21 protein-coding genes and 1 rRNA gene are annotated in these 23738 nt (G+C 32.6%); 17 read left to right on the top strand and 5 right to left on the bottom strand.

What is annotated here, in order from left to right; translation table 11 throughout:
• Positions 1–163: 163 nt before the first annotated feature.
• From ACFPTQ_RS00110 to dnaG, 4 genes are all read left to right on the top strand, one after another.
• Positions 164–724: an RNA polymerase sigma factor gene (locus ACFPTQ_RS00110; RefSeq protein ID WP_379775523.1), complete on the top strand. Its 561-nt coding sequence runs from the start codon at positions 164–166 to the stop codon at positions 722–724.
• Complete coding sequence (locus tag ACFPTQ_RS00105) at positions 711–1415, top strand: hypothetical protein (protein ID WP_379772326.1); 705 nt, start codon at positions 711–713, stop codon at positions 1413–1415. Before ACFPTQ_RS00110 ends, ACFPTQ_RS00105 begins: the two co-directional genes overlap by 14 nt.
• A 28-nt stretch (positions 1416–1443) precedes the next feature.
• Positions 1444–3036 (top strand): OmpH family outer membrane protein, encoded by a 1593-nt coding sequence (locus ACFPTQ_RS00100; protein WP_379772324.1) that lies wholly within the window; start codon positions 1444–1446, stop codon positions 3034–3036.
• Positions 3037–3154: 118 nt separating this feature from the next.
• The gene (gene dnaG, locus ACFPTQ_RS00095; protein WP_379772321.1) at positions 3155–5218 is read left to right on the top strand and encodes a DNA primase; all 2064 of its coding nucleotides are present in this window, start codon (positions 3155–3157) and stop codon (positions 5216–5218) included.
• 1 nt (position 5219) lies between these two features.
• Here the strand turns inward: dnaG and ACFPTQ_RS00090 are convergent, their stop codons facing one another.
• Both ACFPTQ_RS00090 and nadE read right to left on the bottom strand, forming a co-directional pair.
• The gene (locus tag ACFPTQ_RS00090) at positions 5220–5849 is read right to left on the bottom strand and encodes a LuxR C-terminal-related transcriptional regulator (protein ID WP_379772318.1); all 630 of its coding nucleotides are present in this window, start codon (positions 5847–5849) and stop codon (positions 5220–5222) included.
• Positions 5850–5943: 94 nt separating this feature from the next.
• Positions 5944–6744: an NAD(+) synthase gene (gene nadE, locus ACFPTQ_RS00085; RefSeq protein ID WP_379772315.1), complete on the bottom strand. Its 801-nt coding sequence runs from the start codon at positions 6742–6744 to the stop codon at positions 5944–5946.
• A 100-nt stretch (positions 6745–6844) separates the two neighbouring features.
• On the opposite strand from nadE, the gene gldB reads away from it, so the two are divergent.
• Together gldB and gldC are read left to right on the top strand one after the other, a co-directional pair.
• Positions 6845–7807, top strand: a complete 963-nt coding sequence (gene gldB / locus ACFPTQ_RS00080; RefSeq protein WP_379772313.1) for a gliding motility lipoprotein GldB — start codon at positions 6845–6847, stop codon at positions 7805–7807.
• A complete protein-coding gene (gene gldC / locus ACFPTQ_RS00075) occupies positions 7807–8142 on the top strand; it encodes a gliding motility protein GldC (RefSeq protein WP_278034924.1) in 336 nt (111 codons plus the stop codon). The genes gldB and gldC overlap by 1 nt, the downstream gene beginning before the upstream one ends.
• Before the next feature lie 72 nt (positions 8143–8214).
• Here the strand turns inward: gldC and ACFPTQ_RS00070 are convergent, their stop codons facing one another.
• Positions 8215–10038 carry a hypothetical protein gene (locus tag ACFPTQ_RS00070; protein ID WP_379772310.1) on the bottom strand — a complete coding sequence of 608 codons (1824 nt, stop codon included), beginning with the start codon at positions 10036–10038 and terminating at the stop codon, positions 8215–8217.
• Between the two features lie 243 nt (positions 10039–10281).
• Between ACFPTQ_RS00070 and ACFPTQ_RS00065 the strand changes: the two genes are divergently transcribed.
• Positions 10282–11619, top strand: coding sequence for an FAD-dependent oxidoreductase (locus tag ACFPTQ_RS00065; RefSeq protein ID WP_379772307.1), 1338 nt, complete (start codon positions 10282–10284; stop codon positions 11617–11619).
• Positions 11620–11688: 69 nt separating this feature from the next.
• On the opposite strand, the gene ACFPTQ_RS00060 is transcribed toward ACFPTQ_RS00065, so the two are convergent.
• On the bottom strand, positions 11689–13218 hold the full coding sequence (locus tag ACFPTQ_RS00060) for a helicase HerA-like domain-containing protein (protein WP_379772305.1): 1530 nt from the start codon (positions 13216–13218) through the stop codon (positions 11689–11691).
• Between the two features lie 366 nt (positions 13219–13584).
• Here ACFPTQ_RS00060 and ACFPTQ_RS00055 point away from each other — a divergent pair, with 366 nt between their 5' ends.
• The 7 genes from ACFPTQ_RS00055 (at position 13585) to ACFPTQ_RS00025 (ending at position 20119) form a co-directional block, all read left to right on the top strand.
• Positions 13585–14403, top strand: a complete 819-nt coding sequence (locus tag ACFPTQ_RS00055; RefSeq protein ID WP_278034927.1) for a MotA/TolQ/ExbB proton channel family protein — start codon at positions 13585–13587, stop codon at positions 14401–14403.
• Positions 14404–14443: 40 nt separating this feature from the next.
• Positions 14444–15082, top strand: a complete 639-nt coding sequence (locus ACFPTQ_RS00050; RefSeq protein WP_379772303.1) for an ExbD/TolR family protein — start codon at positions 14444–14446, stop codon at positions 15080–15082.
• 19 nt (positions 15083–15101) lie between these two features.
• Entirely contained in the window at positions 15102–15650 is a 549-nt protein-coding gene (locus ACFPTQ_RS00045) for an ExbD/TolR family protein (RefSeq protein WP_379772300.1), read from the top strand.
• A 40-nt stretch (positions 15651–15690) separates the two neighbouring features.
• Positions 15691–16503: an energy transducer TonB gene (locus ACFPTQ_RS00040; protein ID WP_379772297.1), complete on the top strand. Its 813-nt coding sequence runs from the start codon at positions 15691–15693 to the stop codon at positions 16501–16503.
• A 232-nt stretch (positions 16504–16735) separates the two neighbouring features.
• Entirely contained in the window at positions 16736–17644 is a 909-nt protein-coding gene (locus tag ACFPTQ_RS00035) for a PstS family phosphate ABC transporter substrate-binding protein (RefSeq protein WP_379772294.1), read from the top strand.
• 47 nt (positions 17645–17691) lie between these two features.
• The gene (locus ACFPTQ_RS00030) at positions 17692–19362 is read left to right on the top strand and encodes a tetratricopeptide repeat protein (RefSeq protein WP_379772291.1); all 1671 of its coding nucleotides are present in this window, start codon (positions 17692–17694) and stop codon (positions 19360–19362) included.
• A 124-nt stretch (positions 19363–19486) separates the two neighbouring features.
• Positions 19487–20119: a 7-carboxy-7-deazaguanine synthase QueE gene (locus ACFPTQ_RS00025; protein ID WP_379772289.1), complete on the top strand. Its 633-nt coding sequence runs from the start codon at positions 19487–19489 to the stop codon at positions 20117–20119.
• 60 nt (positions 20120–20179) lie between these two features.
• Here the strand turns inward: ACFPTQ_RS00025 and ACFPTQ_RS00020 are convergent, their stop codons facing one another.
• Positions 20180–20884, bottom strand: a complete 705-nt coding sequence (locus ACFPTQ_RS00020) for a class I SAM-dependent methyltransferase (RefSeq protein ID WP_379772286.1) — start codon at positions 20882–20884, stop codon at positions 20180–20182.
• A gap of 74 nt (positions 20885–20958) precedes the next feature.
• Here ACFPTQ_RS00020 and ACFPTQ_RS00015 point away from each other — a divergent pair, with 74 nt between their 5' ends.
• The 3 genes from ACFPTQ_RS00015 to ACFPTQ_RS00005 form a co-directional block, all read left to right on the top strand.
• Positions 20959–21453 (top strand): YkgJ family cysteine cluster protein, encoded by a 495-nt coding sequence (locus ACFPTQ_RS00015; protein WP_379772283.1) that lies wholly within the window; start codon positions 20959–20961, stop codon positions 21451–21453.
• Positions 21454–21524: 71 nt separating this feature from the next.
• The gene (locus ACFPTQ_RS00010; RefSeq protein ID WP_379772280.1) at positions 21525–22760 is read left to right on the top strand and encodes an ABC transporter permease; all 1236 of its coding nucleotides are present in this window, start codon (positions 21525–21527) and stop codon (positions 22758–22760) included.
• 860 nt (positions 22761–23620) lie between these two features.
• Positions 23621–23738 (top strand): 16S ribosomal RNA (locus tag ACFPTQ_RS00005); the annotation flags it as partial.

Below are 23738 nucleotides of genomic sequence, written 5' to 3'. Positions count from 1 at the left end.
AATAGCAATCACAAAAGCAAAAATCAATTTCAATTTTAATTTAGAAGTGATTTGGAATATTTTTATTGTCATTGATATTGAAATTGTCATTGATTTTTTTTACCCTCCATGCAACCTTTTTGTTTTGCAAATCGTCTATGCTAATAGAAACACTTTAATTATTTTGAAAGTAATCAACTTACATCAACAAGAAAACGAATTAATCCAGTTAGCGGTCGAGAGCAATCGGCAAGCACAACAAAAGATTTATACTCAGTTTTCTCCAAAGATGTTATCCGTTTGCCGTCAATATATAAAAGACATTCATCAAGCCGAAGATGTAATGATTACTGCTTTTATGAAGGTTTTTGTGAATCTAAATAATTTTCATCATAAAGGAAGTTTTGAAGGTTGGATAAGACGCATTATGGTAAACGAATGTATTTCGTTCATTCGAGTTGATAAGAAAGTGAAATATGTTGAAGATGAAAACTATTTTGAAGAAAGTTGTAACAACATTGATAGTCAGTTTTCGGTAGATGAAATCCAGTATTTAATAGATAGTTTGCCGGATGGCTATAAAATGGTGTTCAATTTATATGTAATCGAAGGATACAAGCATCAGGAAATTGCGGCTATGTTAGGAATTAGTGAAGGGACATCAAAATCGCAATTGTCTCACGCCAGAAAAATGCTGCAAGGACAGCTTAGTAATTTAAAAAAGTATGACAATGGAACCGAATAAATTTGAAGAAGAAATCAGAAATAAGTTAAATGAACGCGAAATTCATCCTTCAGCAGCAGCTTGGACAAAACTGGAGGGAATGCTTTCGGCTGAGGATAAACCAAGAAGAAGATTTCCTTGGTGGTATGTTGCAGCAAGTGTATTAGGTTTTTTATTGGTAGGAACGGCTTTGTTTAACAAATTTGATTCTGCAAAAATAAATATAAATACACCTGTGGTTTTAGAACAAAAAATAGGTGAAGATGTTTTAGAAGAAAAGAATGTAAACCAAAAAGAGATTTTACTTCCTAAAATTTACGAAAAGAAATTGCATAAAGGTTTTGCAGTTAGTGGTATTCAAAGTAAACAGCAAATACCTATAAAGAATCAAAGGGAAGTTCTAAATCTCAATCAAGCTAGTGATACTGCAATCATTTTGTCTAATAAAAAGAAGGAACAATCAGTAAGTACATATAAATATGTTTCGCCAGAAAAATTACTAGCTGAAGTTAGTGATTCTAAATTTGAAATTATAGAGTCCAAAAAAATAGAACAAAAGACAAAAAGAATTATTTCGGTTGATCCAAATACTTTGTTATCTGATGTTGAGACTGAATTAAATCAATCTTATAGAGAATCGGCATTCGACAGATTGAATAAAAAATTCAATGTTATAAAAACAGTTTTAGTTAATAGAAATTACGAGGAATAAAAGCAATTATCAATTAATAATGAATAGTATGAAAAAAATAATATTGTTTGCAGTAATAGTTTTAGTGGCAATGACAACTGTACTAAATGCACAAAATAAAGGGAGCTATAAGCAGGTTTTAGATTGGAATTATTGGCAGCCTGAATCTCCAAATTATGAAATGAATTCTGAAAAAAGTGCACAATTTGATAGTCAAGATATTCTAACAATTAAATCTGTAAAAAGTCAAATTAAAGATTTTGGTACTTTAATGAAAACGATCAAATCGGATTCGTATTTAGGAAAAACGCTTAAAATGACTGCTTATGTAAAAAGTGATAAGGTGAAATCCTGGGCAGGACTTTGGATGCGTGTAGATTATTATTCAACTAATGTTCTTGCTTTCGATAATATGGAGAGAAGACCTATAAAAGGAACGAACGATTGGACAAAATATGAAGTTGTTTTATTTGTTCCAGATGAAGCAACTTCGATTTCCTACGGTGTTTTATTGAGTGGAACAGGTCAGATTTGGTTTAAAGATGTTAAACTTGAAATAGTAGATGATAGTGTGCCTGAAACGGGGCCAAATAAAGGAAGAGAACATAAAATACTTTCTTTTGAAAAAAGAGCAAAAGCGATTGGTAATGAAATTAAAATGGTTACTGAATATGAAAAGAGAGTTTTAAAAAAAGAAATTGATGCATTAGATAAGGAATTAGAACAAGGGTTGATTTCTAAAGAAAAAGCAGAAGAGCTTAAACTGGAAATAGCAAAACAACATGCTGATAGCATTGAAACAAAAGTTGCTGTTGAAGAACAAAAGTTAAATCAATTAATTCAGGATCAAGTGGATGGAAAAGTTGATGAAGAAGTTAATCCGAAAAAGAAAGGTGGAACGCTAATTTTAGGAAGTAATAATGGTTCTTTTGATGACAGTAGAGAGATTAATATCGCTTCAATGAAGGTTTACAATGGAGAAAAAGATAAGTTAAATCGTCATATAAAAAGAACAACAAGTCAGATTGTTTTTGCAATGGGAGCTAATAATCTCGTAACAGATGGAGCAGTGGCACATTCCAATTTTAAATATGCCCAATCTCGTTTTTACGAATGGGGTTTGACGCTTAATTCCAGAATATTCCCTAATCACAATTTGTTGCGTGCCAAATATGGTTTTTCTTTGATGTATAATGATTTACGTCCTACTGATAATCGTTATTTTGTAGTAAATGGCAATGAAACTGATTTAATGACAAATACAATCCCTCAAAAAGATGCTCGATTTAGAAATGTAAATTTGGTTTTTCCACTGCATTTGGAATTTGATTTTACTAAACCAACTGTAAAAGACGGTAAGACCTATTTTAAATCCCATAATAGTTTTCGTTTTGGTTTAGGCGGTTATTTTGGAGCCAATTTGAAGTCAAAACAAATCCTTGAATATGATAAAAATGAGTATCATAGAATAGAAAAAACACGAGGAGATTATAACGTGAACACTTTTGTTTATGGATTAAGTACTTATATAGGTTACAAAGCAACGAGTCTGTATTTAAAATATGATTTGAATCCGTTGTTTAAAGATAATCCGGTGAAACAAAACAATGTTTCTTTAGGATTACGATTTGATTTTAATTAGAAATTTAATGACAATAGTAATTGAATTTTAAAATTGCCATTGTCATTGAAATTGAAATTGATTTTTGCCATTGATATTGTATCTTTGATGCTTTCCAACTTTATATCTTAAAAATAAATTGATTTCAAAAGCTACCATAGATACTGTTTTCGAAACTGCTCGAGTAGAGGAGGTTATTGGCGATTTTGTTCAATTAAAACGTGCGGGAAGTAATTTTAAAGGTTTGAGTCCGTTTTCTGATGAACGTTCTCCATCGTTTATGGTATCGCCTGCAAAAGGTATTTGGAAAGATTTTAGTTCGGGTAAAGGAGGGAATTCCGTGGCTTTCTTAATGGAGCACTCTCATTTTACGTATCCGGAAGCTATTCGTTATTTAGCAAAAAAATACAATATCGAAATCGAAGAAACGGAGCAAACGGATGCTGAAAAAGCCAATATGGATGCGAGAGAAAGTATGTATTTGGTTTCGGAGTTTGCCAAGGATTATTTTCATAAAACCCTTTTAAATACTGAAGAAGGAAAAGCTATAGGTCTTTCTTATTTTAAAGAAAGAGGATTTACTAACGAAACCATTCAAAAGTTTAGCTTAGGTTATTCACCGGAAACCTGGGATGCTTTGACTAAGGAAGCGTTGGGTAAAGGTTACAAGTTGGAATTTTTGGAAAGTACCGGTTTGACAATCCCTAGGGAAGATCGCCCATTTGATCGATTCAAAGGTCGTGTGATGTTTCCTATCCAAAGTATGTCCGGACGTATTTTAGGATTTGGAGGTCGAATATTAACTAATGATAAAAAAGCGGCTAAATACCTCAATTCACCTGAAAGTGAAATTTATCACAAGAGTAAGGTTTTATACGGCATTTTTCAAGCGAAGCAATCTATTGCAAAGTTGAATAACTGTTTTTTGGTTGAAGGTTATACAGATGTCATCCAATTTAATCAAGCGGGTATAGAGAATGTTGTTGCTTCTTCAGGAACAGCTTTGACTTCAGACCAAATTCGATTAATTAACCGTTTGACTAAAAATATAACGGTACTTTTTGATGGAGATGCAGCAGGACTTCGTGCTTCTATTCGTGGAATCGATTTGATTCTGGAAGAAGGTATGAATGTAAAAGTTTGTACTTTTCCTGATGGGGATGACCCGGATAGTTTTGCCAAAAAAACACCGCATGATGATTTAGTTGCTTATTTAGAGAATAACGCTAAAGATTTTATACAATTTAAAGCTTCGCTTCTAATGGATGAAGCTAAGAATGATCCTATCAAGAAAGCCGATTTGATTCGCGACATGGTAGGAAGTATTTCTAAAATTCCGGATCGTATTCAGCGCGAAGTTTATATTCAGGAATGTTCCCGTATAATGGATATTTCTGAGCAGGTATTGATTAGCACGTTAGCCCAGATGATTCAAAAGGATGCTACTGAAGCTGCTAAAAAGCAAAAACAGGAACAAAAACCTTTTGAAGTTCACAGAAACCAACCTCCTCAAAATACTGGTTATGCAGGTGGAGATCCTGAAGATCCAAGATTTGGCCCACCGGAGGATTATCCAGGAGAACCGGGATATCAAACTAATCAAGCTCAGTCTGCAGAAAAAGTAGATGTTTTATACCGTTTGGAGCGTAAGATTATCGAAATTTTATTGCTATATGGAAATAAAACAGAGGAGTTTGAAGATGTTTTGATGAAAACAAATGAAGAGGGAGAAATAGTTAACGTGACTGAAATGAAGTCCTATAAAGTATTTCAGCGTATTTATTTGAGTTTACAAGAAGATGAGGTTGAGTTAGCAAATCCTTTGTTTCGTGAGATTTTTAACGACTTGATTAATTATTATTTACAAAACGAAAAATTTAGTTTAGAGCAGTATTTGATGCATTTATCACCAGATTACGCTCAGGAAGTAACTGATATTTTAATGGAAGATGAGCGTTTGGTAATGCATAATTGGGAAGGGCAAAATATTTTTCCTAAAACCAAACAGGAAACTGTTGCTCAAAATGTTTCTGAAACTATTCTAACATTGAGATGGTATTTGGTAGGCAGAATTATTGAGGAATTAAAAAACTCCATATCTCCTGATCAGGATAATATGGAGTCTTTGATGATGATAAGAGACTATAATGAACTGACTCGTGCTTTTTCAAAAAAGCTGGGTAGAGTCATGTCTCGTTTTTGAATTAAACGATCTCTAAATTCTTAGCTTTGTTTACTAAATCAACTAGGTTAGTAACATTTAATTTTGTTAATAAACGTAGTTTGTAAGTACTAATTGTTTTTTCGTTTAAGCCTAAGATCTCTGCAATCTCATGATTTTTCTTTCCACCACTTAAATAACGTAAAACCTCTACTTCACGGTTAGAAAGTTTACGATACAAGCGCTCGCTTTTACTTTGTTTAGCAATTAGAGCAAGATTTTTCTTGATTGTTTCATTCATAACAACCTTACCTTGGTGTACTTTGATTATTGATTGTCCAAGAGTCTCTAATTTTTCTTTTTTATGAACATATCCAGCAACACCAGCTTTGATTGCATTTGGCGCATAAATTTGTTCAGAAAGACTACTGAAAATAATAATTTTAGTCTTTGGGAAATCTTTTAATAGCGATTTTACCTCAAAGATACTTGACAGACCTTCTAATTCTAAATCTAAAATTAGAACATCTATATCCTTTGTTTGAAGGATATCTCTAATCATCAAAAAACTACCTACATTGGCAGCAATTGAGATGTCTGAATGGTCCTTGAAGTAAGACTTTACTCCAAAATGTACTACCGGATAATTATCGGCTAGACAAACTTTAATCATGATTTTTTTTTTTTAGGGTTTAATTTTTGTGTGAATTGTATTCTAAAAGTAGAAAAAAAAAAGTATAATACTACATTTTATAGATAAAATCATATTAATATCGATTAATTACACAAACGGGTATAGGATTCATCTTATGTTGGTTGTTTGTGTTTAATTTTTTGTAGATTTTAAATACTTCTTTTTGTCTTTCTGAATAGTTCTCTTGAGAATTTTTGTTTTCGTCTTCTAGCATAGCCCACTCTAATTCATCATAACTAGCACCTAGCTGTTGTTCATCGGTTTTTTCATCACCAAATAAACCATCTGAAGGCTGTGCTTCTAGAATAGATTGTGGTACGCCTAAGTAGGCTGCTAAAGCAAAAACATCTGATTTCATTAAATCAGCTATTGGGCTTAGATCAACACCTCCATCTCCATATTTAGTGTAGAAACCTACGCCAAAATCTTCAACTTTATTTCCAGTTCCTGCAACTAAAAGTCCATGTACTCCTGCGTAATAGTATAAGGTTGTCATTCTAAGACGCGCACGAGTATTGGCAAGTGTCAAATTAAGTTTGTATTCATCAAAATCCGTAGGGACTTCCTTTTTAAAAGCTTCGAAAACAGAGGTAAGGTCACTTTGTACACTACTTACGTTAGTAAAACGTTTTTTGAGTTGTTCGATATGTTCTTTCGCACGACTTACATGACTTTGGTGTTGGTGAATTGGCATTTCAACGCATAAAACCTGAAGTCCAGTTTGAGCACATAAGGTTGAGGTTACAGCAGAATCTACACCTCCAGAAATTCCAACAACAAAACCGTTAACTTTAGAATTTTCTGCATAGCTTTTTAACCAATTAATAATTTGGTTATTAACTTCTTCAACTTTTATAGTGCTTTTTTTAGTCATTATAGTTTAAATTTTAGTCGTTAGGGACGTATCTTTGGGCAAAATTTTATGTAAACTACTGTTTATCTAAATATATTGCTGCAAATTTAATTAAAATAAAATGAAAACATGTGTAATTTCCTTAGTTCTATTTTTCTTTTTTTGTTCTTGTGAAACCAAAAACAAGTTAAAACAAGAAATAGAGGCTATTCCTATGGATGTTCAGCTAGTTCGATTTGATAAAATCTTCTTTGAAACGGCTCCTAAGGATTTATCAAAAATAAAACAAGAGTACCCTTTTTTCTTCCCTGAAGGTAATGATGATTCCGTTTGGGTAGAAAAAATGCAAAACCCTCTATGGAGAGAATTGTATGTCGAAGTTGAAAAAAAATTCCCTGATTTTGAGCCTTATCAATTAGAAATAGAAGGGGTTTTAAAAAGGATTAAATATGAATTTCCAAAAGTACAAACACCTAAAAGGATTTTTACTATTATCTCGGAAATGGATTATACGAATAAGGTGATTTACGCTGATAGTTTGATGATTATTTCCTTAGAAATGTATTTAGGTAAAGACCATAAGTTTTATCAATTTCCAAACTACATAAAACAAAATTTTGAACCGAGACAATTGCTGCCTGATGTGGTAGAAAGTTTTGCTAGAAGACAAGTAATGCCTACAAGAGATAAATCGTTCTTGTCAGCAATGATTGATACAGGAAAAGGCTTGTATCTTAAAGATGCACTTTTAGAAGAGGAATATACCGATGCCGAAAAAATGGGTTATACTAAAGAGCAATTACAATGGTGTCAGGAAAATGAAAGTTATATTTGGCGTTACTTTATCGATGGACAATTGCTGTATGATGACGATCAAAAGTTGATACCTCGTTTTATAAGCCCGGCTCCTTTTTCAAAATTTTATTTAGAAATTGATAATGAATCACCAGGAAGGGTGGGGGCTTGGTTAGGCTGGCAAATTGTTCGTTCGTTTATGAAAAATAATGAAGTATCTTTGCCCCAATTAATGCAATTATCAGCAAAAGAAATTTTCGAGAAATCAAATTATAAACCTAAGAAATAATGTCAAATACACATAAATCAGAAATTAATTTTCTAGTAGAATTAGATGAAAACCGTATTCCGGAAAAACTATATTGGACGGCTAAAGACGGTGGAATAGAATTAGAAGAATCAAAAGCAATTATGCTTTCTGTTTGGGATAGTAAAGCTAAAGAAAGTATGCGTATTGATTTGTGGACTAAAGATATGCCTGTAGATGAAATGAAAATTTTCTTTCATCAAACTTTAGTCGCTATGTCCGATACTTTTCACCGCGCTACTGGTGATGAAAAAATGGCGGCTACAATGAAAGATTTTTGCGAATATTTTGCTGAAAAATTAGATTTGACAAACTAAAATCGCAATAAGTTGTTTTTATAAAAAGAGCAGCCCTCTCAATATTAGATAGAGAAGGCTGCTTTTTTGTTGTTAAGTCAGTTGTAATTTTGGAATTTCAATAGCATTGATTTCATTTTTACAATTTTCAATCTGCTTATTGATTTCCTGTTTGATGGATTCAAAATTTGGAATATTTGAAAATAATGTTTGATAATAGTTGATTCCTTCTAAAAGATTAGCTTTGAAAGATTCTAGTTTTTTTGTTTTCGCATTGTTGATTTCGTCACTAATGGATTGAATGTCATTTTTTAAATAGTCAATATACATTTTTAATTCTTTGGCAAAAAAATGAGGACGATTTGGAGTTCTTAAAACAGAAGTATAACCATATATGTGTTGAATCATTTTATACAGCGATACTTCTTGATCAAAATAAGCCATATTTGGTCCTGGGCACACAACGACACCTTGATCTTGTCCTTTTATTTTAATGTTGTTCTCTAAATAAGAAGCATTGGCTAAACCTACACAAAGACAAGATTTTTCAGTGATGGCTTGTTTCGCTTTTTCATAATTCTCTTTAGAAATTGTATTTCGATTGGCTTCCAATTCTTCTAATTTAGAATCTTGGAATTTTTTTGATGCTGTGCAAATTCCATTACCTTCAGTGTCTTTATTTAAAGCCAAGTATTTTTTTGGGCAAGAACTTCCGGCTTTACTTTCTTGGATGCGTTTTTGCTTTATTTTTTCATTCGTTGTACCTCTTAAAGTGTTAAAAGGAACCCCTAAAGGAGATATTTGGCTTAAATATAAATCTTCTTCTTTAGCATTAATTAGCAGGTTTCGAGTGGCTTTATCTACAGAAGTAGCTTCTGGAACTAATAAAAATGGCGATCCCCAACCTACCGAATCAACATTGTAGTATTCTAATAAAAAATCGTGCTCCTCAGAAGTGCCAACACCTCCTTGTACTGTGATTTTTAATTCTAAAGGTTCGTTTGGAATTAATTTTCCTTTTTGTTCTAAGGCTTTAATCATCAATTCATGGGCAGATTGAACTAGTTGGTCTTTTTTTTGTTTGAACTCTTCTAAAATTGGACCTAATAAATAGCCGTCTGTAGCAAATGCGTGCCCGCCACAATTTAATCCTGATTCGATGCGGTATTCAGAAACCCAAAGTCCTTTTTTTGCTAGAAAGTTTCCTTGAATCATAGCCGAACGAAAATCGCTCACTTTCAAGGTGATTTTCTTTTTTAAGCAGTTGTTTTCGTCAGGGTAAAAATTGTCAAAATTTTCAAAGTAGCTGTACAGTCTCGGATTCATCCCCGCCGAAAGTACAATTGAGGAATTTACAGTACTATTTGCAAAACCTCTCAAGGCAGCGTGCGCATCATTGAAAATAACAGGCAATTGTTCGTTTTTTACAAAGTTGTCTTTGTCTAATTTTGTCATAATATTGACATCAATTGCCCCAGGAGTTATGTGTTTTTCGATATAATTTTTAACATTCTCCTTCCAATTTATTCCTCCTTCAATAAACGATTCAAGTCCTTTTTTGATTTCTGATTTGTTAGGTAGAATTGCAATGTAGTTTTCTAAAGCTTCCTTGCTTTCTGCTAATTCGTTTTTAAATTTATCAAATTTCTCTTTTACAATCGTATCAACTAGATTTAAATAAGAAGTAATACGTTTTGCTCTATAATCGGCTACTTTTTTTGTAATTTCTTGATACGGTAAGTTGAATTTTTGATGGTAAAATGCACTCATTTTTTCAATTAATTCATCGTCTGCAATTGAAATTACGGATGAAATTCCATAATGTGCCACTCTAATAGGACTATCAATAGTATAGGCGAGTCCCATAACCGGAATATGGAAATTATGAATTGTTTGTTGATTTTTTGTTTTGTTCATACCTGTAATAATAATTTGTGCAAATTTTAGAATTATCTCTCTTTTAAAAACTGATAATTATCATATTAGTACCTTATATTGTGTGGTATTTTTGCAAATTGTAAAATGATTATTTGCAAATTCGAAGTTGGGTTTTGGATATATCCAACAAAATATATATTTTCAAGCGGTAAAAACTATCCTTTTTCAGGCTTGTTCAAATAATAAATCAGTAATTTTGCCTAACTTTTTATATAAAAAACAATGCAAACTCCCCAAAAAATAGCAGTTGTAGGTTCTGGTTTAGTGGGATCTTTATTAGCTATTTACTTAAAAAAAGCTGGTCATACAGTTCATATTTACGATAGAAGTCCGGATATAAGAAAAATAAAGTTTTCGGGTAGATCCATTAATTTGGCAATGTCAAACCGAGGTTGGAAAGCGCTAGATGGAGTAGGTGTAGGTGATGCAGTGCGAGAAATTGCTATCCCAATGGATAAACGTGCCATCCATCTGGTGGATAGTCTGAAGTTTCAAAATTATGGACAAGAGGGCGAATCTATCTATTCGATTTCGAGAGGAACTTTGAATCGTAAGATGATTGATCTTGCTGAAGCAGCAGGTGCTGAATTTTTCTTTGAACAAAGAATTTGGGATGTTACTTTGGCAACTGCGACTTTGCATATTGGTGAGACCGAAAGAGGCGAATGGGAAGAACGAAAATACGATATGGTTTTTGGTGCTGATGGCGCTTTTTCCAGAATTCGTCATCGTATGCAGCGTCAAAGTATGTTTAATTATTCTCAGGAATTTTTAAATATAGGTTACAAAGAATTGAATATTCCTGCTAATGCAGATGGTTCTCATAAATTAGATAAAAATTCGTTTCATATATGGCCTCGTGGAGAGTATATGCTAATTGCGCTTTCTAATTTAGACGGAAGTTTTACTTGTACATTGTTTATGCCGTTTGAAGGAGAAAATTCATTTGCTTCTTTAACAGATCGAAAAGAAGTCGAAGCCTTTTTTGAAAAGAATTTCCCTGATTCAGTAGAAGTAATTCCTAATTTAGCCGAAGATTTCTTTAAAAATCCTACTAGTACACTGGTTACAATGAAATGTTTTCCTTGGACTTATACCGATAAAATTGCCTTAATTGGAGATGCTTGTCATGCCATTGTACCTTTTTATGGTCAAGGAATGAATGCTGGTTTTGAAGATATTACGGTGCTTTATGAAATGATGGAGAAATATGGTGATGATTGGGAAAAAGTATTCTCAGAGTATGAAAAATCTAGAAAACCTAATGCTGATGCTATTGCTGAACTTTCGTATCGAAACTTTATGGAAATGAGTACAAAAACGGCGGATGATAAGTTTTTGTTGCAAAAGAAAATTGAAAAATGGTTTTCAGAAAAACATCCTGACAAATGGATACCTTTATATAGTAGAGTGACTTTTAGTGATCGTCCATATGTAGAAGCGCTAGCATTGGGAGATTTTCAAAATACTATAATGGAAGAAGTTTTGAGAATGGAAAACATTGAAACGATTTGGGATAGTGAGCAAGTAGAAAATAAAATTTTAGAATTATTGCAATAAAAAAATAGCAATTTCAAAGTAGTTTTTGCTTTTCGAAATTGCTATTAATTTTTGGTATTGAAATTGTTTTTATTTTTTAAGAATTTTTGATAGAATTCCAAAAGCACCTCTAATAAATGTGGCACTTGTGAGCACTTTTATCACCGATTTACCTACAACTTCTGTTGTACTAGGTCCTTGTTTACTGGTTCTTGTTTGTTTGGCTTCAGTTTCTTCGGCTTCTCTTTTTTCTGTTTCAGTTTCTATTGTGGCAATTTTTTTATTGAGCATTTCATAAGCACTTTCGCGATCAACTTCTTCATTGTATTTTTTTACTAATCTAGATTTGCTTATAATTTCTTGTATTTCATTGTCTGTTAAAATATCCATACGACTCATAGGAGCTCTTAGCATGGTGGCAGCTAGTGGAGTAGGAATTCCTTTTTCATTCAAAGCTGTTACAAATGCTTCTCCAATCCCTAAACTGGTTAATATTTCGCTGGTGTTATAAAAATCAGAAGTTGGATAATTATCGGCAGTTTGTTTAATCGCTTGTCTATCATTGGCGGTAAAAGCTCTCAAGGCATGTTGAATTTTAAGTCCTAATTGTGCCAAGATACCACTAGGAACATCCATTGGATTTTGAGTGATGAAATAGATTCCAATTCCTTTTGAGCGAATCAATTTCACAATGGTTTCAATTTGTTCTAATAGCGTTTTGCTTGCTTCTTTGAATAGTAAGTGCGCTTCATCAATGAAAATGACTAATTCTGGTTGCTCTGTATCTCCCTTTTCAGGCATTTGTTGGTATACTTCGGCTAATAAACTAAGCATGAAAGTTGAGAATAATTTGGGTTTATCTTGAATATCAGTCAGGCGAAGGATATTGACATAGCCCTTTCCGTTTTCGTCTATTCGCATTAAATCATCAATTTCGAAAGATCTTTCTCCAAAAAACAAATCGCCACCTTGTTGTTCTAATTCGATTATTTTTCGGAGGATGATTCCTGTGGTAGAAGTGGATATTTTTCCGTAGCTTTCTGTGATTTCATCTTTGCCTTCTTCTGTAATGTAGTTGATGACTTTTTTGAAATCTTTCAAGTCTAGCAATGGCATTTTGTTGTCATCGCAATATTTAAATAGGATAGCAATTACACCAGCTTGTGTATCGTTTAAATCTAGAATTCTAGAAAATAAAACGGGGCCAAACTCGGAAATAGTTGCCCTAAGACGGACTCCGCTTTGTTCGGATAGACTCAATAATTCAACGGGGAAAGAGGTGGTTGTGTAAGGAATGTTGATTTTTTGGTGTCTTTCGGTGATAAATGATTTTTCTTCACCTTCTTTTGCAATACCGCTAAAATCACCTTTAATATCCATCATTAATACAGGAATACCATAAGTTGATAGCTGTTCAGAAAGAACTTGAATGGTTTTAGTTTTTCCTGTTCCGGTAGCTCCGGCAATTAAACCGTGTCTGTTTAATGTTTTTAATGGAACTTTTATTTGTGCTTCAGGAATAGTTTGTCCATCCAGAATGGCAGTTCCTAGTAATATGCTTTCACCTTTGAATTCGTGCCCCAGGTTGATTGTTTGGATGAAATTTTCAATAGTATTCATAGGAATTTTGTTGTTTCGGTTTTAGTAATTGTTTTTAAATGGCATAATTGTGTGCTTCTTTTTATTTTTTTTGTAATTTTAAGTGTTTTTATTTGTTAAATGTAAAAAAAAAGTCATTTTTTATTTGTTGAAATATTATTGTATAAATCAGCTATTTGACATGTAATTTTATTAATATCTCCGAAAAAACATAATCATATTAATAAAAAAACAAACCTAATATTTCTTAAGTGTTAATTTGTGTTTGGATAGTTTGAATATAACGAAAAAAAATTTTTTTATTTGAACGAAACATATAAATTTGCGGAACTACAAGTTAATTATAACTAATATAAATTATTTAAAACTATTAAAATTTAAAAAAAAATGGCAAACGTTAAAAAAGAGAGCAGTTCAAAAGGAGGAGGAATGATTTCAGGAATCATTATTTTATTATGTGTGGCGGTTGGAGTTGTGATTTGGAAATTCATCATGGGATCACCTGCTAACTTTGAGGGTGGAAATCCTGAAACTGGACACCCAATTAATACTTTAGGACAAGTTTACAAAGGAGGATTCATTGTACCTGTATTATTAGGTATGTTGTTAATGGTAATTACTTTTTCATTAGAAAGATTTTTTGTAATTACTAAAGCTGCTGGAAAAGGAAACTTAGACGCTTTCATGTCAAATGTTCAAGCTAGTATCAAAGGTGGTCAAATTGAAGAGGCTATTGCTGCTTGTGATAAACAACAAGGTTCAGTAGCAAACGCTATCAAATCTGCTTTGGTAAAATACCAAGATGTTAAAAAAGAAGGATTCAACAGTGAAGAAGCTTCTGAAACTATTCATAAAGAAATCGAAGAGGTTACATCTCTTGAGATGCCAATGTTAGAGAAAAACATGACTATTATTTCTTCTTTAGTATCTTTAGGAACTCTTGGAGGATTATTAGGAACTGTATCGGGGATGATTAAAGCGTTTGGTGCGTTAGCTTCTGCTGGAACTCCTGACCAAGCTGCTCTTGCAACAGGTATCTCTGAGGCACTTATCAATACTGCAACAGGTATCTCTACATCTATCTTAGCTATTGTGGCTTACAACTTCTTTACTGCAAAAATTGATGATTTAACATATTCAATTGACGAAGCAGGTACTACAATTGTAAATACTTACAGAAAATTTAGAGGAAGTTTAAAACAATAATCATTTTGATATAATTGTATCAAAATAAAAAATACAAAGAATGGCTAAAATAAAAATGAAAAAGAAGTCGACATCGACAGATATGACTGCGATGTGTGACGTTGCGTTTCTTTTGCTTACCTTCTTTATTTTGACAGCTACAGCTAAAGTTCCTGAGGCATTGCCTGTGGATACACCTGCGTCTACTGTACAAACAAAATTACCGGAGTCTGATTTAGCAACTTTAACAGTTGGTAATAAAGATGGAAAAGATAAAGTTTTCTTTGATTTAAAAGGTAGAGATGTTCGTAAAAGAACCCTAGAATTAATGGGGGATAAGTATGGTGTGACTTTTTCTGAAGAAGATAAAGAAAAGTTTGCTTTAATGACTGATTTTGGAGTGCCAATTGCTAGTCTTAAGCAAATAATTGATATGAAGTCTTCTGATCGTGTTAAGGCTGAACAGCCGGGTATACCGATGGATTCAACGGATAATCAATTAAAAGAGTGGATTTATAATGCTCGTATTGCTAACAATGAATTTAACAATGCAAAAGGTAGCAAACAAGAATTACAAATCGCGATTAAAGGTGATGCTAAAGAAGAGTATCCGGTTATTAAAAAAGTAATGGATATTTTGCAGGATCAACATATCAATTCTTTTAGTTTGGTAACAGGATTGAGAGGAAAAGATTTTTAATTAAAAAAAATATACTAAAATGGCTGAATTAAATACCGACAGTGGTGGTGATAAAGGCGGCAAGGTAAGAAGTAAGAAGCAGAATTCGAAGGTGGATTTAACTGCCATGGTGGATTTAGCATTCTTATTGATCACTTTCTTTATGCTTACTACCTCATTGTCAAAACCTCAAGCAATGAGTTTGGGCTTGCCAGATAAAGATCCAAAGGAAAAGGTTGATGATATGAAAGTAGATGAAAATCGTACCATGACTATTTTGTTAGGAGATAACGATCAAATGTACTTTTACATGGGTATTATTAATACACCTATGGCACCAAAACTTATCGCTTATGGTAAGGATGGGATTCGTAAAGAATTGATAAAGAGAAAAAAAGAAGTGGCTGCTTACACTGCTTCTAAAGGAAAGCCTGAACAAGGTATGATTGTAATTATCAAACCTGGTAAAAAATCAAATTACAAGAACGTAGTAGATGTATTAGATGAGATGGCAATTAATTCAATTCCTACCTATACTATCGTTAACGATTTTTTACCGGACGAACAAAAATTGTTAGAGGGAAAATAAGAGCAATCTTGTTTTCTTAATAACCTAATAATTAAGAAAAATGAAATTAGACATATTAAAAAACCAATGGGTTGAGATTGTTTTCGAAGGTCGTAATAAACTTTATGGAGCTTACGATTTGAGAAAATCTAACCGCAAGACTACTGTTAAGGCCCTTCTTATTGGTGCTTTCTTCTTTAGTTTAGCTGTTAGTGCTCCTCTTATCATTAGTTTGATTCCTAAATCTACTGATGATGAAGACAACTCTATCAAAGAGGTAAAGCTTACAAATGTAAAGTTGCCTCCAAAGAAAGTGGAACCGCCTAAGTTAAATGCACCACCGCCGCCACCACCTCCACCAGCAGTAGATCAGGTGAAGTTTGTTAAACCTGTGGTTGCTAAAGCTGAAGAAGTAGTTGAAGAACCACCTAAGATTGAAGAAATCAAAGATAAAAAAACAGGTACGGAAACAATTAAAGGAGATCCAGATGCTGTTTTAACTGTAGCTCCAGCTGGAAATGGTCCTAAAACATCTCAAGTTGTTGAGGAAGTAGATGATCAAGTATACAATACTGCAGGTATTGAGGTAAAACCTGAATTTCCAGGTGGTATGGAAAAGTTTTATTCTTTTGTGGGTAAAAACTATCGTACTCCTGAAGAAGAAGGTTTGAAAGGTAAAGTGTATGTTACTTTCGTAGTTGAGAAAGATGGTTCGTTAACAGATATTAAAGTTTTAAGAGATATTGGTTACGGAACAGGAAAAGAAGCTATAAGAGTGTTGCAAAAATGTCCAAAATGGAATCCAGGTATTCAAAATGGAAAGCCAGTTAGGGTACTTTACTCTTTGCCGATTTCTATTCAAAGTGCAGAATAATGCTACGAAAATTTATTACAAATATTCAAAAGAAATCGCTCAAAGAGCGATTTCTTTTCGTTATAGGCATTTTGTTTTTTCTACTCTATTTCATATTGGGACTTATAGTTATTTTTATGAAAAATTTGCCTATAGCCTTACCTACCAATTATAGATTGGCTTTTGGAGCACTTTTAATTGTGTATGCTTTTATTCGTTGTGTCAGAATTATTAATGATAATAAAGAAGAAGAATGAAAAAAATAGTGTTGTTAGTCGTAGTTTCTGTTTTTTCTGTTTTTGCGTTATTTGTTTCTTGTAAACAATCCGAAATAAAAAAAGAAAAAGAGTCGATTTTGAAGGGTAAGATTACAATTTTAGTTGATGAGACTGTTAAGCCTCTGATTGAAGATCAGATAGCTGTTTTTGAAAGTACCTACAATGCTAAAATTACTCTTGTGGCTAAATCTGAAAAAGAATTATTGCAATCTTTCATGAAAGATACATCTGGAGTTGTAATTCTTTCTAGACCATTAGATTCGACAGAAATTAAATTTTTTGAACGCTCTAAAATCAAACCAAGAGTTACTAAATTTGCTACAGATGCAATTGCTTTAATCTCTAATAAAAAGGATTTGGATAGTTTAATTGCTTTAAAAGATGTTGTATCTTTTTTAAAGGGTAATTCTCAATCTAGAATAAAGGGTTTGGTTTTCGATAATCCAAATTCTAGTACTGTTCGCTATTTAACAAATCTCTCAGGTGTGCAGCAAGTACCTCAAAAAGAGGTTTATTCATTTAAATCAAATGAAGAAGTAGTGAAATTTGTTGCTGAAAATGATGGTATGATAGGAGTAGTAGGTCTTAATTGGTTATTGCAACCTTCTTCTGAAATTAAAGGTTTTTTAACTAATATTAACGTTTTAAACGTTGAAGGTTTGAATAAAAAATCTTATTTTGCACCAACTCAAAATAATCTAGCAGAGGGAACTTATCCTTTGGCACGTGATTTGTTTATTGTTAACTGTCAAGGAACAACAGGTTTAGGAATGGGATTTGCTTCTTTTTTAGCCGGTGAAATAGGGCAAAGAATTGTTTTAAAATCGGGGATGTTGCCTGCTGTAATGCCTGGTAGAAAAATTTTGATTAAGAATAGAATATAGTGTTGCGCTAAGAAACAATGAAAATGAATAAATTAAATAAAATTAAAATGAACAAATTTAAAATTTTAAGTATTGCTTTTTTTTCTTCTGCTTTTGCTGTACAGGCACAAGATATTAATGAAGTGAAAAAACAAATTGATGCTGAACAATTCCAAAAGGCTAAAACGTCTTTAAAATCTATAATTAAATCTAATCCATCTCAAGGTAAAGCTTATTTCCTTTTAGGTAATATTTATTTAAATCAGAGTGTATTAGATTCTGCTAAAATCTCTTATGATGAAGGTTTAAAAGCTAAAGAAGCAGCACATTTTAACTACATTGGCTTGGGTCAATTAGATTTAGAAAAAAATGATGTAACCGCTGCTAAAGCTAAGTTTGAATCTGCAAAAAGTGAAATGCGTAAAAAAGACTTTGAGGAGTTGGTTTATATTGCAAGAGCTTATATGAATAATGCTCATCCTGATTACAAAGCTGCTTTGGCTACTTTAGAGTTGGCAAAAGAAAAGAATGCTGCTGAACCACAAGTTCTTTTAGCTTTAGGAGATGCGTATTATGGTGATAAAAATCAAAATGAAGCATTCTCAGCATATCGTAATGCTTTTCAAGCTGATAATTCTTTAATTAGAGCTAAAGTTCAATTAGGTGTTTTGTTGAAAGGTGCAAAAGCATACAAAGAAGCTGTTGCTGCTTATAATGAAGTAATTGCATTAAGTCCGAACTATGGTCCTGTTTATAGAGAATTAGCGGAGACTTATTATTATTGGGCTTTGAATGTTCCTGGTCGTTATGATCAATATATGAAAGAGGCTTTGTCTTTTTATGAAAAGTATATGACAATGACGGATTATTCTTTAGCTTCTCGTATGCGTCATGCTGATTTCTTGATTTTAGCAAAAGATTATAAAGCACTTGAAATCGAAGCTAATAAGATGAAGGAATTGGACAAAGTAAATCCAAGAATTTTAAGATATTTAGGTTATGCAGCTTATGAAAATGGACATATTGATGATGCAATTGCTTCTTTGCAAGAATTTATCAATAATTCGTCTAATAAAATTATTTCTTTAGATTATTTGTATCTAGGTCAAGCTAAAATTAAAAAAGGAACAAATGCTGATGAATCTGCAATTGACCCTACATTATTTCAAGAAGGAGTTGGTTTAATTAAAAAAGGAGCAGAACTTGAGCCTTCAGTGGTTGATGGTTTAGGTGAGTTTGGTCAAAATTTATATTCTAAAAAAATGTTTAAAGAAGCCGCTGCTATTCTTGAGTTAGCAACTTCTTATAAAGAAAGTAAATCGTTCTTGCTTGACAATTATTATTTAGGTAACTCTATTTATTTCGCTAATGCTGGTAAAGCTGTTGCTGATAGAGATATGGAGGCATTGAAAAAAGCAGACGTGGCTTACGGAAATGTGTTGACAGCTTCTCCAGAAACTATTGATGCTTATATTTCTCGTGCAAGAACAAATAGTTTGTTAGAAGATGATCAAGCTATGATTAAGTATTATCAAGAGTATATAGATCATGTAAATGCTAAAGGTGCTGAGGAATTAGCTAAGCCTACTGTTAAAACTAAATTAGTTGAAGCCTACAGTACGATGGGGGCTGGTTATGCTAATTTTGATAAAGCAAAAGCAATAGAGCATTTTAATAAAGCTTTAGAGATTGATCCTGCAAATAAATATGCAATACAAGCACTTAAATCATTACAATAGTTGATTAAAAAAAATAATTGAGGCCAGTAGCAATACTGGCTTTTTTTATGGTTCGTTGTTAAGCAATTCATAAATTAAACAAACCCAATGCAAAATATGTATCTTTGCACACTAAATTATTAAAATGCTATCAAAAGAAATTCAATTAGAAGTAATTAAAGGTGCGATGTTGCCTTTAATGGAGGAGTTTTATACCATACAAGGTGAAGGATTTCATACGGGAACAGCAGCTTATTTTATAAGAATTGGAGGTTGTGATGTAGGTTGTCATTGGTGTGATGTAAAAGAAAGTTGGAATGCTGAGTTACATCCTCCGACAAAAATTGAACATATTGTAGATAATGCAGCTAAATATGCGGATACGATTGTGATTACTGGTGGAGAACCTTTAATGTGGGATATGAGTTTGTTGACTTCGAAATTAAAAGAACGTAATCTAAGAGTGCATATTGAAACTTCAGGTGCCTATCCTTTGTCAGGAACTTGGGATTGGATTTGTCTTTCTCCTAAAAAAAATAAATTACCCACCGAAACCGTTTATGATAATGCTGATGAATTGAAGGTGATAATTCATAATAAGCATGATTTTATTTTTGCAGAAGAACAAGCTGAGAAAGTAAATAGTAATGCCAAATTGTTTTTGCAACCAGAATGGAGTAAAAAAGAAGAAATGACTCCGTTAATTGTAGATTATGTCATGGATAATCCAAAATGGAGAGTTTCACTTCAGACACATAAATACTTAAATATTCCTTAAGGACATTCAATATAAAAAAACCAGAAAGTAATCTTTTCTGGTTTTTTTGTGCGCTAAAATTTAGAGAGTTAATTTTGCTAAATAATCATAATGTTCTCCTTCTACAATTAATTCACATTGGAGTCCGTTGTCTAAAGCGGCATTTTGTAGGGTGTTGTAATCAAGGTATAACCAAGGGAAAGAATCTTCAGTTTGTCCTTTGTAGCTTATAGTGAATTCTAATTCACCATAATAACCATTGGCTGGAACTTCAAAAGCACCATCTTCATCTTCGTCAAACATATAAATAATATCGGAGCTGTCAATTAAGATTTGTCCACCCGGATTTAATAAAGATTTTAGTTTTTGAAGAAATTTAGGAGTGTTTTCTAATGTTCCAAAAATCCCTGTTCCATTCATTAGGAGTAAAATGCTGTCGAATTTTTCATTTTCTACAGTCAAGATGTCCTGAACAAAAGTCTTTTGAATACCTCTAAGTTTGCATGTTTTGATTGCATTAGCCGATATATCAATTGCTGTTATATCAAGTTGCTTTTTATTTTGGAGATATAAACTATGACTTCCTGCACCGCATCCTACATCCAGTATTTTGCCTTTTGCGAGCTCTAATGCTTTCTGTTCAATAGCGGGCATTTCATCAAAGCTTCTAAATAAATAAGCAATGCTCATTTCGTCTTCTTCAGAAATCGTAGTTTCAGTAATAATATTTTGAGGCGAATTATTGGTTTGGTAATCAAGAATAGCTTTGCCAAAAAGGTCCTTCATTGTATTATGATTCAAAGTTTATGGTTTAAAGTTTAAAGTTGTTTAATTTTGCTGTTCAATTTTAAACTTTAAACTTGAAAGAAATTTTAAATAACTTAAATAAGTTGGCCAAAGATAAGCAAGTTGAAAACAAAAAGTATTTCGATAAGCTTAAAAAGAAAGCGCCTAAGAATTTAGATTATGTCATGCAGGATTTACATGATACTGAATTTAAAAAAACAGATTGCTTGCAATGTGCTAATTGTTGTAAAACTACCGGGCCTTTATTTACATCGGCAGATATTGAACGAATCTCAAAACATTTGCGTCAAAAACCGCAACAGTTTATCGAACAATATTTGCGAATTGATGAGGATAATGACTATGTTTTGCAAAAAGTACCTTGCTCTTTTTTGGATACAGATAATACTTGTTTTATTTATGATGTACGTCCTAAGGCTTGTCGTGAATTTCCGCATACTGACAGGAAGAAGTTTCAACAAATAACCAATATTACTTTAAAGAATATTCCAATTTGTCCCGCAGTATATAATATTGTAGAAGAAATGAAAAAGAAAATGCCTCTTTAATGTTTATTTATTATGTGGTTAGCTAAGAATAAAACTGTATTTTTGAACATCAATTTCGAAAACCAAATCAATTGAATCTAGAATACTTTATTGCTAAAAGGCTTATTACTGCAAAGGATAATAAAAGTAGTATATCAGCTCCAATTATAAAAATTGCTATTTCGGCTATTGCTATCGGTATGATCATGATGATTGTTTCGGTGGCAACTGGAATTGGTCTTCAACAAAAGATTAGAGAGAAAATTTCAGCATTCAACGGACATATTATTATTGCTAATTATGATAATAATCAATCCGATGCTACTTTGGTTCCGGTTTCTAAAAATCAAAAATTTTATCCCAAGTTTACTTCTGTGCCCGATGTGGATCATATACAGGCTGTAGCAACTAAGGCGGGAATTATTAGAACTGCTGATGCCTTCGAAGGAATAGTTTTTAAAGGGGTCGGTGCTGATTACCGTTGGGATAATATTAAGGAGTATTTAGTGTCGGGTAGATTACCTAATCTATTAGCTTCACTTAATCCGGAAGTAATTATTTCTCAATATCTAGCTAACAGATTGAAATTGAAAGTAGGTGACGAGTTCAATACTTTCTTTATGAAAGAAGGTCAAAATAAATTGCCAAACATAAGACGTTTTAAGATTGTAGGGGTTTTTAGTTCGGGTTTCCAGGAATTTGATGTTACTTATGTTTTGGGTGATATAAGGCATGTTCAAAGAATTAATAAATGGAAGTCTGATCAGATTGGTGCTTTTGAAGTTTTTGTAGATGATTTTGATAATATCAGTACGGTAGGCGAACAAGTGTATGAGCATACAGCTTCAACTTTGGATTCCCAAACTATAGTGCAGAAATACAGTTATATTTTTGAATGGCTTCAGTTGTTCGATTTTAATATTGTGGTGATTCTTATCGTGATGATATTGGTAGCGACTATTAATATGGTAGTTGCTTTGTTGGTTTTGATATTGGAGCGTACTCAAATGATTGGGATTATGAAAGCAATTGGAGCAAATAATTGGTCAATTCGAAAAATGTTTCTCTATAATGCATCTTATTTAATATACAGAGGATTGTTGTGGGGGAATCTTATTGGTGTTGCAATTCTTTTAATTCAAAAGTATTTTGGGGTTGTAGAACTTAATCCTGAAAATTACTATGTAAACGAAGCGCCTGTATATATAAATGTCTTTTATATTTTACTATTAAATGTTTTGACAGTTGGGGTTTGCTTTGTTGTTTTGCTGATACCTTCTTATATTATTACAAAGATTACTCCTGTAAAAGCAATACGTTTCGATTAGAATCTTACGTAAAAATAAAAGGCAAGAGGTTAAAACGGATTGTATGCTGTTTTAGCCTCTTTTTCTTTGGAGCTATTTCCTGCTATTCATTTCAATCGTATTGTTTTTAAAGAAAAAACAATAAGGATTTCCATTTCTACCAGTCTTGCCGGCAGGCAGGTCGGGGCTATGGTATTTGTTTAAAAGCTTATTTTCTACTATGTAATATAGTGATATCGGTCTGTTCTTAGTGTTCTTTGCGAAGAAACTTTCCGCTCTTTGCGGTTAAAACAATACTTGAAACTCCAAATTCCTACAAAACCAAAAATTTCTTAAAAATTAAAACACATGTTATCAGTTGATTAAAAAATAAACAAAAAATAGTTTTGAAAAGGTCTTGTTTAATCGAATAAAGGTTCTACTTTTGCACCCGCAACAGCGAAAACGTTCTATTAAATACTGACAAGCTAAGAAGAATGATTCGGACGAAAGTTTGAAAAAAAAGTTTCAAAAAAGCTTGTGAGATTTGAAAAAGCGATTTACATTTGCACCCCGCAAAACACGCAAAGTTATTTGAAATATTGACAAGAGAAGAGGAGTTGAGCTTCGGTAAATAAATCGAAAAAAAACTTTAAATTTTTCTTGTGAGTAAAGAAATAAGTTGTAGTTTTGCAGCCGCTTTGAGAGATAAGCGAGAAACTGAAATAAATTCAGTTTAAAAACAAAAAGACACGTTCCTAGACATATTGAATTGACAGCCGTCTCGTTTTTAAAACGGGACAAATAAAATAAGAGTAATAGAATCGCGAGATTTGAATAAACCGATAGTAACTTGGAGTCAATATAAAATGATCCTGAAATTAATTCAGGATAAACAATATACGATGAAGAGTTTGATCCTGGCTCAGGATGAACGCTAGCGGCAGGCTTAACACATGCAAGTCGAGGGGTATAGGTTTTCGGACCTAGAGACCGGCGCACGGGTGCGTAACGCGTATG

Source organism: Flavobacterium sp. GCM10022190, assembly GCF_042656445.1.
GTDB lineage: Bacteria > Bacteroidota > Bacteroidia > Flavobacteriales > Flavobacteriaceae > Flavobacterium > Flavobacterium nitratireducens.
Note: the sequence above shows the minus strand (reverse complement) of the source record. Positions and strands in the feature narration are given on the sequence as shown.

Bases quoted from the DNA above. Each gene is read 5' to 3' on its own strand.
- ACFPTQ_RS00105 (WP_379772326.1), top strand. From the start codon at position 711: ATGGAACCGAATAAATTTGAAGAAGAAATCAGAAATAAGTTAAATGAA.
- ACFPTQ_RS00100 (WP_379772324.1), top strand. From the start codon at position 1,444: ATGAAAAAAATAATATTGTTTGCAGTAATAGTTTTAGTGGCAATGACA.
- ACFPTQ_RS00090 (WP_379772318.1), bottom strand. From the start codon at position 5,849: ATGATTAAAGTTTGTCTAGCCGATAATTATCCGGTAGTACATTTTGGA.
- nadE (WP_379772315.1), bottom strand. From the start codon at position 6,744: ATGACTAAAAAAAGCACTATAAAAGTTGAAGAAGTTAATAACCAAATT.
- gldB (WP_379772313.1), top strand. From the start codon at position 6,845: ATGAAAACATGTGTAATTTCCTTAGTTCTATTTTTCTTTTTTTGTTCT.
- gldC (WP_278034924.1), top strand. From the start codon at position 7,807: ATGTCAAATACACATAAATCAGAAATTAATTTTCTAGTAGAATTAGAT.
- ACFPTQ_RS00070 (WP_379772310.1), bottom strand. From the start codon at position 10,038: ATGAACAAAACAAAAAATCAACAAACAATTCATAATTTCCATATTCCG.
- ACFPTQ_RS00065 (WP_379772307.1), top strand. From the start codon at position 10,282: ATGCAAACTCCCCAAAAAATAGCAGTTGTAGGTTCTGGTTTAGTGGGA.
- ACFPTQ_RS00060 (WP_379772305.1), bottom strand. From the start codon at position 13,218: ATGAATACTATTGAAAATTTCATCCAAACAATCAACCTGGGGCACGAA.
- ACFPTQ_RS00055 (WP_278034927.1), top strand. From the start codon at position 13,585: ATGGCAAACGTTAAAAAAGAGAGCAGTTCAAAAGGAGGAGGAATGATT.
- ACFPTQ_RS00050 (WP_379772303.1), top strand. From the start codon at position 14,444: ATGGCTAAAATAAAAATGAAAAAGAAGTCGACATCGACAGATATGACT.
- ACFPTQ_RS00045 (WP_379772300.1), top strand. From the start codon at position 15,102: ATGGCTGAATTAAATACCGACAGTGGTGGTGATAAAGGCGGCAAGGTA.
- ACFPTQ_RS00040 (WP_379772297.1), top strand. From the start codon at position 15,691: ATGAAATTAGACATATTAAAAAACCAATGGGTTGAGATTGTTTTCGAA.
- ACFPTQ_RS00035 (WP_379772294.1), top strand. From the start codon at position 16,736: ATGAAAAAAATAGTGTTGTTAGTCGTAGTTTCTGTTTTTTCTGTTTTT.
- ACFPTQ_RS00030 (WP_379772291.1), top strand. From the start codon at position 17,692: ATGAACAAATTTAAAATTTTAAGTATTGCTTTTTTTTCTTCTGCTTTT.
- ACFPTQ_RS00025 (WP_379772289.1), top strand. From the start codon at position 19,487: ATGCTATCAAAAGAAATTCAATTAGAAGTAATTAAAGGTGCGATGTTG.
- ACFPTQ_RS00020 (WP_379772286.1), bottom strand. From the start codon at position 20,884: ATGAAGGACCTTTTTGGCAAAGCTATTCTTGATTACCAAACCAATAAT.